14 protein-coding genes are annotated in these 13,255 nt (G+C 60.6%); 1 reads left to right on the forward strand and 13 read right to left on the reverse strand.

All coding sequences use genetic code 11. The annotated features are described in order from the left end of the window. Window positions 1–771: 771 nt before the first annotated feature. Window positions 772–1,287 carry a hypothetical protein gene (locus tag ACH79_RS40005; RefSeq protein ID WP_161855670.1) on the forward strand — a complete coding sequence of 172 codons (516 nt, stop codon included), beginning with the start codon at window positions 772–774 and terminating at the stop codon, window positions 1,285–1,287. Between the two features lie 266 nt (window positions 1,288–1,553). Here the strand turns inward: ACH79_RS40005 and hemN are convergent, their stop codons facing one another. The 13 genes from hemN to ACH79_RS40070 form a co-directional block, all read right to left on the reverse strand. Beyond that, entirely contained in the window at window positions 1,554–2,888 is a 1,335-nt protein-coding gene (hemN, locus tag ACH79_RS40010; RefSeq protein ID WP_161855671.1) for an oxygen-independent coproporphyrinogen III oxidase, read from the reverse strand. A 385-nt stretch (window positions 2,889–3,273) separates the two neighbouring features. Further along, entirely contained in the window at window positions 3,274–4,320 is a 1,047-nt protein-coding gene (gene hypE / locus ACH79_RS40015; protein ID WP_057856099.1) for a hydrogenase expression/formation protein HypE, read from the reverse strand. Further along, the gene (hypD, locus tag ACH79_RS40020; RefSeq protein WP_161855672.1) at window positions 4,320–5,459 is read right to left on the reverse strand and encodes a hydrogenase formation protein HypD; all 1,140 of its coding nucleotides are present in this window, start codon (window positions 5,457–5,459) and stop codon (window positions 4,320–4,322) included. Before hypD ends, hypE begins: the two co-directional genes overlap by 1 nt. Continuing rightward, window positions 5,456–5,692: a HypC/HybG/HupF family hydrogenase formation chaperone gene (locus ACH79_RS40025; RefSeq protein WP_161855673.1), complete on the reverse strand. Its 237-nt coding sequence runs from the start codon at window positions 5,690–5,692 to the stop codon at window positions 5,456–5,458. The genes hypD and ACH79_RS40025 overlap by 4 nt, the downstream gene beginning before the upstream one ends. A gap of 1 nt (window position 5,693) precedes the next feature. Next, complete coding sequence (gene hypF, locus ACH79_RS40030; RefSeq protein ID WP_161855674.1) at window positions 5,694–7,961, reverse strand: carbamoyltransferase HypF; 2,268 nt, start codon at window positions 7,959–7,961, stop codon at window positions 5,694–5,696. Then, a complete protein-coding gene (gene hypB / locus ACH79_RS40035; protein WP_161856813.1) occupies window positions 7,958–8,917 on the reverse strand; it encodes a hydrogenase nickel incorporation protein HypB in 960 nt (319 codons plus the stop codon). Before hypB ends, hypF begins: the two co-directional genes overlap by 4 nt. Continuing rightward, a complete protein-coding gene (gene hypA, locus ACH79_RS40040) occupies window positions 8,917–9,258 on the reverse strand; it encodes a hydrogenase maturation nickel metallochaperone HypA (protein WP_161855675.1) in 342 nt (113 codons plus the stop codon). Before hypA ends, hypB begins: the two co-directional genes overlap by 1 nt. After that, window positions 9,251–10,345: a nickel-dependent hydrogenase large subunit gene (locus ACH79_RS40045; protein ID WP_161855676.1), complete on the reverse strand. Its 1,095-nt coding sequence runs from the start codon at window positions 10,343–10,345 to the stop codon at window positions 9,251–9,253. The genes hypA and ACH79_RS40045 overlap by 8 nt, the downstream gene beginning before the upstream one ends. After that, on the reverse strand, window positions 10,342–10,872 hold the full coding sequence (hybE, locus tag ACH79_RS40050; RefSeq protein ID WP_161855677.1) for a [NiFe]-hydrogenase assembly chaperone HybE: 531 nt from the start codon (window positions 10,870–10,872) through the stop codon (window positions 10,342–10,344). The genes ACH79_RS40045 and hybE overlap by 4 nt, the downstream gene beginning before the upstream one ends. Further along, window positions 10,862–11,077, reverse strand: coding sequence for a rubredoxin (locus tag ACH79_RS40055; RefSeq protein ID WP_161855678.1), 216 nt, complete (start codon window positions 11,075–11,077; stop codon window positions 10,862–10,864). The genes hybE and ACH79_RS40055 overlap by 11 nt, the downstream gene beginning before the upstream one ends. After that, entirely contained in the window at window positions 11,074–11,892 is an 819-nt protein-coding gene (locus ACH79_RS40060) for a hydrogenase expression/formation C-terminal domain-containing protein (protein ID WP_371419492.1), read from the reverse strand. The genes ACH79_RS40055 and ACH79_RS40060 overlap by 4 nt, the downstream gene beginning before the upstream one ends. Window positions 11,893–12,356: 464 nt before the next feature. After that, complete coding sequence (locus tag ACH79_RS40065) at window positions 12,357–12,647, reverse strand: HypC/HybG/HupF family hydrogenase formation chaperone (RefSeq protein ID WP_161855679.1); 291 nt, start codon at window positions 12,645–12,647, stop codon at window positions 12,357–12,359. Between the two features lie 16 nt (window positions 12,648–12,663). Continuing rightward, entirely contained in the window at window positions 12,664–13,254 is a 591-nt protein-coding gene (locus ACH79_RS40070) for a HyaD/HybD family hydrogenase maturation endopeptidase (RefSeq protein ID WP_161855680.1), read from the reverse strand. Window position 13,255 lies beyond the last annotated feature (1 nt).

Genomic DNA, 13,255 nt, shown 5'->3' on the forward strand with positions numbered 1-13,255 from the left:
TCTCTCGGCGGAAACGCAGCTGAACCGCGACTTTTTGATCTGCATCATTAACGTCGTGCTCAGCCGATGGCTTTCAGGGTTGCCCGGATAGGCCCAGGCAAGAACTTGGCCGAGTTCGTCGTTGGGGTGACGATTGACGATCGTCCACAGGAAGCCGGTCGCGTAGGCGAGAGGACCGACGTCATTGATCCTGCAGATTTACGCCGACCACCGGACCCGCCGAGCGGGTTTGTTTCCAATTTTTTGCTGTGGAATTGAGCTACGGCGTTGTGCTCCGTATTCGACTGCGCCCGGCCAGATAGCTTCAAGAGTATTTGGGCACGAGCCGACTATTCCGGCGCATGAAGATTGGACTCGGCTGCCAGCTCGTAGAACTCTAAGTGGCGCGTCTCGCCAAGGGATGGACTTGCGGGCCAGGGCCAGTGGGGATGCCTGGCTCGATACGAGTCGGAATGATAATTCAGGAAACAACGATTGGTTCGCATACGCGCGCCGGCAAATGGAAGATTGTTTGCAGGCTTTTTCTGAATGGCGAGGAAATGCTGCGCGATGACGGACGAAGACGAGAACTATTGCTTTGCAGTGGCGCTATGATGTAGGAGCCGACCATGCGCCACGAGTATCAGATCGCGCCGATCATTAGGCGGGGATGCAAAACGAAGAGGGCAACTTGCGGAGAAAGGTTTGTCGATGGTTGCGGCTCGTTGCAGCTCTTGACCATCGTGTGATAGCGCATCAGCGAGCAAAGCCAATACTGATATCGAGCGAGGGATGATGGAGATGATGGAAGAAGCGACCGGTTCGGACTTGCCGTCGTCATTGCACACCTCGTCGAAACGCGTTCCGTGGGTTTTACTGCTCGTAATTGTCCTCGTTGGCCTCTGCGCTGCAGGAGCCTATTTCTGGACTAATGTCGGACACTTTGTCGAGACGTCGGCGGCCCGTGACGTGGGCCCAATGCCAGGCTTGTCACCTGAGGACAGAGCGACCCTGTCGGAGATTCAATCGGGACAACAGAAGACTAGCGATGAGCTCGCGGAACTCAACCGCAGCATCAATGCCCAGCTGGCCGATTTAACACGAATGTCGGATCAAATCGCAGCTCTCACTTCGCGACTCGACTCGTTGCAGAACCCGACACCCACGGCTTCTTCTCCTCATGTTCCTCGTCCTGGCCATGCCGTTTCGGAGTCGGCCAAGAAACCCGTGCGATCGACTAAACCACAAGGGCCGGTTTCCGTCGGGGGCGCGCCACTGATCTCAGGACCGAAGGCGGACGAGCCTTGACGACAGGTGCCACAGACCTCCAGCTTGCCAACCCCCGCTCGACGCGGTTGATCGTTTCTCGCCAAGCGGCCTGCCGGGCGATTACGGCGGCGCCAAAGCTTACGGCAGTGCCAGGACCTCTAACGTGAGGCTCGCCGAGGCCGTCGAGATCGTTGCCGCAACGACGGCAGTCTGGCTCAGATTGCATAGAAACATTTTCTATATGGTCGAGGCGCCGTCCTGTTAGCGAGAAACGGTGATGCTTTTGGATCCGTTTATGCTGCTTGTTAATAAGGTGAACGGTTGAGATAAGCGTCGAATGCGGCAGCAACAGCACGAATCACAAAGCGGTGCTCCTGCCTCACGCGGATGAAACCCTTTTCGATGTCGATTATCCCGTCCTCGGCAAGCATCGCCAAGCGTTCAGCTGAATCCAGAAAAGGGACCGCATGAAATCCGTGGTTGGTACAGATTGCCGGCACATCGGCCTCCAGATCGCACATTAGCCGCTCGATGATCGCGGCTCGGACGCGGTCTTCATCGGTGAGCCGGTAGCCTTTTGACGTCGCCAGACGGCCTGCTCTGATGTGCCCGCTGTACGAGCCTGTTGCAACATCGTTCTGGACGTAACCGTCGCCGAGACGGCCGATGGCCGACGTGCCGAAGCCGATCAGGGTTTTGCAGGTGTCGGCCGAGTAACCCAAGGAATTACGCCGCAGCCGACTGGCCTTCTGCGCCAGAGCGAGCTCATCGTCCGGCAAGGCAAAATGGTCAAGCCCGATTTGGAGGTAGCCGGCAGCGACCAGCGTATCGGCCACGGCCGCAGCCTGGTCGGCGCGGGCAGCACTGTCCGGCAGCGCCGCCTCATCGATCAGGCGCTGACGTTTCATATACGAAGGAACGTGCGCGTAGCCGAAAACCGCAACCCGGTTCGGGCGCATGGCGACCGCCATCGTCGCGCTCTCGACGCAGGACTGCACCGTCTGATGTGGGAGACCGAAAATAAGGTCCAAGTTGATGCGGCTTATTCCGTGCTGGCGAAGAATTTCGACGGCAGCGGCGGTCTGCGCCTTACTCTGGACCCGGTTGATCGCTTTTTGAACGATGGGATCGAAGCTCTGCACGCCGAGGCTCGCGCGGTTCACGCCGGCTGCTCCTAAGGCTTCGGCCATCTGGACCGTGAACGTGCGCGGGTCGATCTCGACGGCGATCGTAGCCGTTTTCCTGAAAGCGAAACGGCGGCGCAGGAGCTCCATCAGAGCCAGGAAATCCGCTGGCGCGACGAGGGTCGGCGTTCCGCCGCCGAAGTGCACGTCGCTCACTGGCAGCGCTTGCGGCGCTTGCTCCGCGACCAAACGGATCTCCTCACGCAGCACCGACAAATAATTGAGGACCGGCGCATCCCGGCGAGTGCTGGCCGTAGGAAAGCCGCAATACCAGCAGATCGATCGGCAGAACGGAATGTGGAGATAGAGCGACACGGGCTCGTCAGGCGGCAGCCGCCTCAGCCATTTCTCACAGTCCTGTGCACCGACCTCCTTGGAGAACTCTGGCACGGTTGGATAGATGGTGTACCAAGGCAGGCGGGCATCGCAATACTTTTTCTGGATTGAGGCCTGCAAAGGTTACTTTCCCAGGTGGTATATAGAATCATCCTAACCGCAGCGCTCCCCTGCGTCTTTGCGCCATATCAAACGATCGGCGTTAGTCCAGAAATCTGCATTCCGCCAAAGTCCATGCTAAGGTAAATCGGTTAGGATGACAGCAGGAGCGTAGCCACTCGCTGACACTCGTTTGATGTTTGTGAAGAGAAGGACTTTATTGCACGACTGATGTTGAAGCAGTGCTTGATGTGAAGAATTGACGTGCGACGACCATTTGGCTTTCGAGGCCCATCCCGCATCTTCGGTTTGATAGATGCGCTCGAGGCGGAACGAGTGCTTTACGGGGAATTGCCCGGGCGATCTCGTCAAGGCAACAACGAAATGGTAGAAGTTTCAATTGTGCTCAACAGATCCGCGGCAATTGTTCTCCCCATAGCCAATCGACAATTCGCACGCCACCAAAGCTGGTTGACAGCTGCACAAACTGATGATTGTCGGTAACGGCCTCGCCGATATCAGCCGCATCGCGCCCCAGCGGATGCGCTCTCATAGCTGCAAGCACGGCATTGGCCATGTCAGGCGCCACGATGGCAACGAGCTTGCCCTCGTTGGCGACGTGTAGCGGATCAAGCCCAAAGAGTTCGCAAGCGGCGGCAACCGCCGGCTTCACCGGAATGGCCTCTTCCTGCAGACGGAACCCGAGGCCCGACTGATGCGCAATCTCGTTGAGCATCGCCGCAAGACCGCCGCGCGTGGGGTCACGCATCACCCGGATGCTGCTGCCGCCGACCGCAACCATTAGAGCTACGAGATCATGCAGCGCTGCGGAATCCGAGACGATCTCGGTCTCGTAAGCGAGATTCTGGCGCCTCGACATGATCGCTGCACCATGGTCGCCTAGACTGCCGGAGACCAGCACGCGGTCGCCGACCCTTGCCTTCTCCGCGGAGAGATCGAGCCCATCGGCCAAAACCCCGACCCCCGTCATCGAGATGAACAGGCCGTCCGCCTTCCCGCGCTCGACGACCTTGGTGTCACCCGTGATGATATAAACGCCGGCGGTACGCGCGGCCTCGCCCATCGAATCCGCAATCGTCTTCAGATCCGAGAAGCGGAAGCCCTCCTCGATGATGAAAGTTGCCGAAAGATAGAGCGGACGCGCGCCGCCCATCGCGACATCATTGATCGTGCCGTGGACCGCGAGCGATCCGATATTGCCGCCGGGAAAGAACAGCGGCGAAACGACATAGCCATCGGTCGTCATCACCATTCTGCCAGCGCCAACATGGAAGGCCGCCTGATCGTTGACGCGGGCGAGCCATTCATTGCCGAAGGCTTCGTGAAACAGGCCGGAGATCAGCTGAGCCATCGCGCGCCCCCCCGCGCCGTGGGACAGGTCGACCCGCCCGTTCTTGATATCGATCTTGCGTTGGTAGGCCGTTGCCCTCATCACGCCCGCCTCAACTGATCATCGCGAAACCGTCCATACGTCCAATGCGCGGCACAGGCGCCTTCCGATGAGACCATGCAGGATCCTATCGGGATTTCCGGCGTGCAGACGGTTCCGAACAGCTTGCAGTCGATCGGCCTCTTCACGCCGCGCAGGATGGCCCCGCACTCGCACGCCGGATTGTCGGCGACACGCACTTCGTGCATCGCGAAACGCATCTCTGCATCGAATTGAGCGTAAGCCTGCTTTAGCTTCAGTCCGCTATGGGGGACGAGCCCGAGCCCGCGCCATTCGAACTGGTCACGCAGTTCGAAGATATCCGACACCTCTTCCTGGGCGCGCCGATTGCCTTCGCGCGTCACCCCACGGCTGTATTGGTTCTCCACCTCATATCGGCTTTCGTTCACCTGCCGCACCAGCATCAGAATCGCCTGCATCATATCGAGCGGTTCGAATCCCCCGATCACGATCGGCTTGCCGAATTTTTCTGCGAGGACCTCGTAAGGCTTCGTGCCGATGATGGTGCTAACATGCGCAGGTCCAAGGAAGCCATCAATTTCAATCCGCCCGCCATTATGGATATCCTGACCCTCGAGAATGCTATGCATCGCGGCGGGAGTTAGCACGTGATTGCAGAACACACTAACATTCTTCAGCCATTTCTTCTCGGCAAGCCGGATCATCGCCGCTGTCGCCGGTGTCGTGGTCTCAAATCCAATAGCGAAAAAGACCACCTCCCGGCTCGGCGCATGTTCGGCGATCCGTATCGCATCGAGCGTCGAGTAGACCATCCGTATGTCGGCGCCGTACGCCTTGGCGCTCAGCAGGGATTTTCCCTGCGAGCCGGGCACGCGCATCAAGTCGCCATAAATACAGAGAGTGACCTGCGGCAGCTCGGTGAGCCTGATCGCCATGTCGATCCGGCTGGCGGGGAGAACACAGACGGGACAACCGGGCCCATGGATCATGCGAACATTCGCAGGCAGTATATCCTCCAGACCATAGCGGGAAATCGCATGCGTGTGTCCGCCGCAGAACTCCATGAACCGATATTCCCTTTGCGACTCGGCTTCGGCGGCAATCGCACGCGCGAGCCCCTGCGCGATGGTCTTGTCGCGAAATTCGTCGACATACTTCATGACTGGAGCTCCCGCCCCACGCTGCCTAGCTCCTGTAGGAGCTGCAGCGTGTGCTCGGCCTCCGCCGGGTCGATTCTAGCCAGGGCGTAGCCGACATGGACAAGGACGTAGTCCCCGACCGCGAGATCGTCGATGAGCGCAATCGATATCTCCTTCCTGATGCCGTCGATGGATACGATGGCAAGGTCGTCGGGGAGAATCTTCGTGACCTCAGCTGGTACCGAGAGACACATATCAGGCTATTCCTTCCAGGACTGACGGTCGTTCTGCAATCTGCAGAGCGGCGATCCAGGCTTGTCCGAGGCTCAAGCCACCGTCATTGGGCGGAACCTGCTGTGGGAGCAGCGGAGTGAGGCCGGCCGCAATGCAACCCCGCTGGATTTCTTCCACTAGTACCGCGTTCAGGAAGCAGCCGCCGCTCAGAACGACGGTGGCAACGCCAGTTGTCCGGGCCGCGCGCGCGACCCAGTCAACGCAGGCCGCGGCAAACGTGCCATGAAACAGCCCGGCTCCCTCCGTGGCGCCGACGTTGTCTGCAATCAAGCGCGCAAACAGCGGGCGAAAGGACAGCACGTGGCCATCGATCATCCAGCCCGCTTCAAGCACCGCAGTCCGCCGCACACGCGCCTCTAGCTTCATCGCGGCTTCGCCCTCATAGCTCTGCAAAGTCGCGATCCCCAGCAGCGCCGCTGCTGCGTCGAACAGCCGGCCCGCGCTGGTCGTAGTCGTCACGCTGGGTTGATCGAGCAATGACGGCAGACGTTCGGCCTGCGGCTGTGCTGCAAAGCGCAGCCCGATTTCGTTTTTCCGCCCCAGCAAGTGAAATATTGCGCTCGCCATGCGCCAAGGCTCGCGGGCTGCGCGATCTCCGCCAGGCATTTGCAAGGGCGCGAGATGCCCGATCCTTCGAAACCCGGCACCTTCGCACAACAATAGCTCGCCACCCCAGTTGCCGCCGTCGGAGCCATAACCATAGCCGTCGAGGAGAAGGGCGAGCGTAGGCCGCCCAAGGCCATGCTCCGCGATGACGGCGGCAGCGTGCGCGTGGTGATGCTGGACAGCGACCAGTGCGCGGCCGCTTGCTTCCGCAAATCGGGTGGTCGCCATGTTGGGATGCAGATCATGGGCAATGACGACAGGATCGATGTCGAGGGTCGATGTGAGGTGCCGGATCGTCTCCTCAAAGAATCGGATGCCTTCAGCCGTATCGAGATCGCCGATGTGCTGGGAGACGAAGGCCTCACTGCCCCGTGTAACCGTGATGGTCGATTTCAACGCGCCGCCTACGGCGAGCACGGGCAGCACAGACCTCGCAAGCCGGATCGGTTCGGGAACATAGCCGCGGGCGCGACGAATGAATTGACGCCGCCCCGCCACCACCGCCACCACGGAATCATCGGCGCGCGTCAGAATATCGCGATCATGGGTCACAATAAGATCGGCGATGCCCGCGAGCCGCCGCAGCGCCTCCGCGTTGTCGATCGGGAGCGGTTCGCCGCCGGGATTAGCACTGGTGCTGACAATGACCGGACCTTCAACCCCATCCCATGCACCTGTCGAACGAAGCGCATGGAAGATGAGGTGATGCAACGGGGCCACCGGCAGCATGATGCCTACGCGCGACAGGCCGGGGGCTATCGCCGGCGCCAGATTGTTGCGCGACGGCAGGAGAACGATCGGGCGGGCGATGGATTCGAGCAGTGGGAGCTCGGCGGCATTCGCCTCCGCAATCTCGCTGACCTGCTCTACGGAACCAACCATGACCGCGAACGGCTTCTGGTCGCGCTGCTTCTTCTTGCGCAAACGCTGCACGGCGTCATGGTTGCGAGCGTCGCAAAGCAACTGGTACCCGCCCACTCCCTTTATCGCGACGATTTGGCCGCAGTCGATCGCCGCGGCAATATCGTTGATCCCATGACTGAGCCGAGGACCGCATGTCGGACAGGCAATCGCTTCCGCATGAAACCTGCGGCTCGCCGGATCGGCATATTCGCCCGCGCAGGCGGCACACATCGCAAACTCCCTCATCGCAGTGTTCCGGCGATCGTAGGGAAGCCGTTTGGCGATGGTATAGCGAGGGCCGCAATGAGAGCAGTTGATGAAGGGATAGAGGTAATATCGGCTGTTCGGGTCGAACAACTCATCAAGACATTGCTGGCATGTCGCGGTATCGGCGAGGATTCGGGTCGACACCCTCCCGTGTTCGCTGGCGCGGATCGAAAAGTCTTTCGCCGCAAGCGCGCCAATCTCCTGAACGGAGATGTGGTTGATCCGCGCCAATGGAGGCCTTTCGCGTGGCAAAGCGGCGACAAACTCGCACGTACGGTCGCCCTCAACCTCGATGATCACGCCATCGGGATCGTTGGCGACGAACCCGGTCAACCCATAGCGGGTAGCGAGACCATATACATAAGGACGAAAGCCGACACCCTGCACGGCGCCACTGATGCGCACCCGCAGCCGCGTTCCGCCGCGGATGATGGCGTCGCTGCTCGCGCTCATCGCGATGCGTCCTCGACGGGACTCCTCTGATGCGCAGCCTGTTTCCGGATCCAAGCGTAGAGCCCGACAAAGCCCTCGCCCGTACGCGCCGAAACCGTCAGCACCTCAATGTTCGGATTGACGCGTCTCGCATATTCGATGGTTTGGGCTAAATCGAAGTCGATCACCGGCGCCAGATCAATCTTGTTGATCAGCATCAGCGACGATGCGGCGAACATATCCGGATATTTGAGCGGCTTGTCTTCACCATCGGCGGTCGAGAACACCACGATCTTACAGGCCTCGCCGAGATCGAACGCCGCGGGACACACTAGATTCCCGACATTCTCGATGAAGAGAATACCGCCCTTGAGCGGCGGCAAGCGGCGATAACCCTCGCCGACCATCGCAGCATCGAGATGGCAGCCCTTGCCGGTATTGATCTGGATTGCGGGCACGCCGGTTGCGCGAATGCGATCGGCATCGTTCGAGGTCTGCTGGTCGCCCTCGATGACACCAACCGGGCGGCTACCCTTGAGCTCGGAGACGGCGCGGACGAGCAGCGAGGTTTTGCCCGCGCCCGGACTGGAAACAAGGTTGAACACGAGCAGGTCATCGGCCAAAAAGCGCGCGCGGTTGTCGGCGGCGATCCTGTTGTTCTTGCCGAGGATATCGCGCTCGATCTGAATGGCTCGCTTGCTGCTCATACCCGCGATCTTCAAGCCGGCCGGGTCGGCGCCGCAATCCACAAGCGCCCCTCCGCGCTGAGCATGCTGACCGCTATGATCATGATGGGGACCATGGCCGTGGTAATGGTTGTGAGAATCATGCACCTTTTGACCGCAATGCATATGATCATGGTGGTGACCGTAGTGATCATGCGTATGATCATGGTGATCGCCCTGGGTTTGCGCACTTTGGGCGTTGGCGCGTTCGATGGAGGGCGTTCCTTCGCTACAGCCACATACAGTACACATTAGTCGACCTCCAGCTCTTTGACCCGCATCTCTTCGCCCGCGGTCACCTGCAGCTGATAGCTGCCGCAGCAGGGACACGGCTCATAGCGTTGCGCAATTTCAACGCTCCTCGAACAGGCCATGCACCAGGCGACACCAGGCAATTCGACGACCTCAATAACCGCGCCATTGGCGATGGTCCGCGCGGCAACGGCCGCAAAGCAGAACTTCATCGCTTCGGGAGCGACATGGCTCAGCGCCCCGATCTCCAGACACACGGTCTTCACGCTGGAAAACGATCGTCGGCGCGCCTCCTCCTCGACGATCTCGACGATACCCTCACAAAGCGCCATTTCATGCATCGCCAATATCGCGAAAATTCAGAGTGAACCCAACGCAAGGGTCAAAGGATCCGACCATCGCGCGAACGGCACCCTGTGCCTGTGGTTTCGCGGCCAGCACCGCGCCTAGCAGGCTGCGGACCAGCGGTCCGCGCGCGTGGAAATTCCACTCGGTCGGGGCAAGAAATTCGAAGCTCGACAGCTGCCCCTGACGATCAAGCTCAACCGCGTGATAGAGACGTCCCCTGGCGCATTCGACCGCGGCCGCACCACGGCCCTGCCCCAGCCTGTAGCTTTCGATGATCCCATCCTCCGCTGTTTCAACATGAGCACCCAAGCGGAGCCAAGCGAGCAGCCGCAAGATTTCCGCAATCCTCGCCTTCAGCCGATCGGCCGGCCCCGACCGGCCTAGCGTGAGCTGATCACGCATCATTTGGCGTGCCCACGCACCTGTTTCGGGAATGCGGCCCTCAAGGTCGGGACAACGGCAAAATCCTGCATCATCCACGAGCCGTTCAATGACGTCGCGGTCGTCGGCAACCGACAAAAACGAGTGCTGCATCGGCGTTGCGTTCAACGCGTCTTCCTCGAGAGCCGCAACGCGAAGCGCTAGTGGGGTACCGAGCCTCGGCGCTCCGTCTTCGTTCGTTATGCCAAGCGCTGCCAGCGCAATCGCAACCCGCGCCATTGTTTCGCGTCGAACCTGGCCGCGGCTGGGCTCTGCGCTGCTGAGAAGTGCCGACACCTCCTCCATCAGGGCCCGGATCGCTGCGGCGCTCGTGGTATCCAGCGCGCAATGCCCGACAAACAGGCCCCGCAGCAATTCCGCCAGCCGCTCGGCAACGACCATGGCGATACGATGCTGGTGCGTCGCAAGCCTGATGGTTTCGCCGCGCGCCGCCTCGATCGCGGACAGGAATGCCACCTGGTGCCCGGCGGCACACAACGAGAAGATTCGCGGCAGCACCTTGAGCATCAAAGTGGCCGGCTTGCCGGCGAACAGCCGCCCCAGTGGCGGCCGGACGCGCGGCAGAATCTCGACCGCGGCAATTGCGTCGCCAGCAAGCGATACGGTAACATCGATCTGGTTGCGGACGGCGAGGCTCATGCGCGCCGCTCCGTCAGTACACTGCGTAAGAAATGCCGGCGGTCGATCGAACCAGGTCGCGCATCGGGACCATGTAACGCCGCGCGGTTGGCCGGCGACATCAGCGCCGCGAGTGCTGCTTCGGCGGTGGCGCGCGCGGACGTCATGTGCTCGAACTCAAGCATCGGCGAGAACAGTGAGTAGCTCGCGATCAAGCCCACGGGCGCCAGCTCACCGACGGTGAATTCGATCTGGCCGGCCGGAAATCGCAAGCGCAGGTTCGATCCCGGGCTCGGAGAGGATTGGGAAGCGCCGTCGCGAATGGGTGTGACCACGTTCATGAACCAGGGCGTGACCATCATGCCGACGACCCTGCCCTCGCGCGCGCGAAAGCCGATCGCTTCGATGCTCAAGACCTCGTTGAAGATCGGCAGGTGGCGCATGGTACGATCGGCGATATCCCGATAGGCTGCCGCGAGCCTCTCGCCCCACGCCGACGCATCAGCGTGCAAGCTCCTGCAGGAACGCTGTTCGCAGTCAGGCGTCATCTTCAATCACCATGAACTTCGTTTTGGGCGCATCGCAGTTTGGACAACGCCGATTTTTGGGCAACCCGGCGAAAGGCGTTCCCGCTGCAATTTGCGTCGCCTCATCCCCCTCAGCCGGGTCGTAGACGATCCAACAGATGCCGCACTCCATGCGCGCGCCGTTTGCGATATCCTTCCGGACGCCAAAATTCTCGAAGCTCGTCATTCGAAGTAAGCTTTGATGATTTCTTGCAGGCGTTCGGCGGAAACCCAGAAATCTTCCTCGGCGGCCAACGCAGCCATTGGCACGCCGCCGACTTCCAGCGTATCCAGAATGATGCTGTCCATGGCATTGAAGAACTGCACCGACCAGACGTTCCGGATGCCCGTCGCAAGCACTCGGCAAGTCCCATAGCCGCGCGAGATGAGCTGGATCGGACCGTTGCCGACGCTTTGCTGCAAAAACGCCAGGTCGACCGGGTTCATCGGCAGCAGGGTGAAGTTGATGATCTGCGAGCGCATGCCCGGCTGCCAGGCCATTGCCCGCTCACGGATTTCTGCGAGTACCGGCAGCACGTTCATCGCGCCGTCCGGTGCCGCGCCGATCAGAAGATCGCTCGACGTCAGGTCGGTTGCGGCGCGCCGCACGATTTCCGGGATCGCACCGACCTCGACATATTCGTGTGCCGCGTCGGTCTCGATGCGCACGCGCCAGATTCCCGCAAGTACCGATTCCTGGATTTGCGCCACGCGGCCACTCGGCAAAGCAACAACGCCGGAGAGCTCGCCCTCCCCGAGCACTTCGGCAATCAGCCTGCGCTCCAGATCGTTGAGATTTCCGATCCTGAACAGCTGCGTCGGCACATCGCTCTTCTGGCCAGCAACGGCGGCCGCGACCGAATACAACAGCGCGATGGCATTCGGACAGTTCCTTGCCAGCTCGATGCCATTGAGCGCAGCGGGGTTCGCGAGCGCCCTCGCACCCCCTAGCCCGCTATGGGCTGCGTCGAGACTTTCCGCGGCGATGGGAAACACGCTCATCGGCTGCTCGCATTTTCTCGGCGCTATCGGACGCGATCCGGAAACCTGTTTCATGATACGAGGTCCCGTTTGTGTGCGGGGCTGGTGCTTATGTTCACGATGCGTCATTGGCGCGGGCGATCAATGAGCTTCGAAATGCGGTCGATAGAGATCTCCCGGATCTTGGCGATCATGCCGAGTGTCTCGCGCTTGTGGGACGCTTGCGGTCCCCACCTCGAACAGACGGAGCCGCGTCAGATCATGTTTCCCGGATTGAAAGTCCATTAGCCGCCTCTTTGATAGTTCATGGTTTTGCTGGGTCAGGTGTAGCAAGGGACGTGCCAATCGTTGCTCTTTCGCGATTGCATTCCCGCTCGTATCAGCACCCGTCGAGATATTCCTCGTGAAGCTTGTTTCGGCTTCAAATTTGGTTTCCGCTGATATGGGCAAAGATTGGCAGGCAGTGACCGGCAGGCGGCGCCGGGCTAGCGCAGGTACTCGGGCAATTGCGGCTCTTGACCGATCAAGTCCGCAAAGAAACGATCACAATCGTGGCCATTGAGGGCCGCATCACGGCCCTCAAGAGCGTCCGCGATCAGCCGCGCTTCGTCGTCATCCAAGAGCCGCACCGCGGTATCGATATGGACAAGCACCTTGGCACCGAGAGGTGGCTCGGAGAGCAGCATGACTGAGACGCGCCGCTGTTCATCGCCATATTCGCAGAGCGCCGACATGCCGTCGGTCTCAATAATCGTCATTGGCAAGCCAAGGCACATGGTAATCCGCGAGCCGCTAGATCGGCCGCGCCCTCCTCTCATAATTTGTATGGTCGATATCGTTCGCGAGCAGATGCTCCGAGTGCGGTAGCGGCGCCGTCCGCAGTTTTGCCGGAGAACCCCACTGCGCCAGCAGTTCGCAAGCCAGTTCGATCGCAGGCGCAATCTGAGTGCGCACCGGAGCCGTCAGCGGCCCGCCCCAATCGTCCAGATCAAGTGGCTGACAGCCGATTAGAGCGAGCTGTCGCGGGCAGTGGCCAAGCAGGTCGGCCGCACTTAAGACCTCCTGGAAGCCGGTCTGATGCAGGCTCACCTTCTTGGCGCCGGTGAATTTCGGCACCTCCTCGTCTCGCACGAGCTTCAAGTGCCCGGGCGCGAGTCCATAGTCGATGGCATCGAACGCGATCAGGCAATCGGCCTTTTCGAGAAAGTTGACGAGGTAGAGCCCCTGCGTGCCGCCATCGAGCATGGTGACATTGCTAGGGACGGCGTAGCGGCGGTGGAACTGCTCCACCACGCGCACGCCGAACCCATCATCGGCCCACAGGATATTGCCGATGCCGAGCACCAGGATCTGTTTCGTGTTCTCCGGAGTTGGCAGCTGCATC

This window comes from Bradyrhizobium sp. CCBAU 051011 (assembly GCF_009930815.1).
Taxonomy (GTDB): domain Bacteria; phylum Pseudomonadota; class Alphaproteobacteria; order Rhizobiales; family Xanthobacteraceae; genus Bradyrhizobium.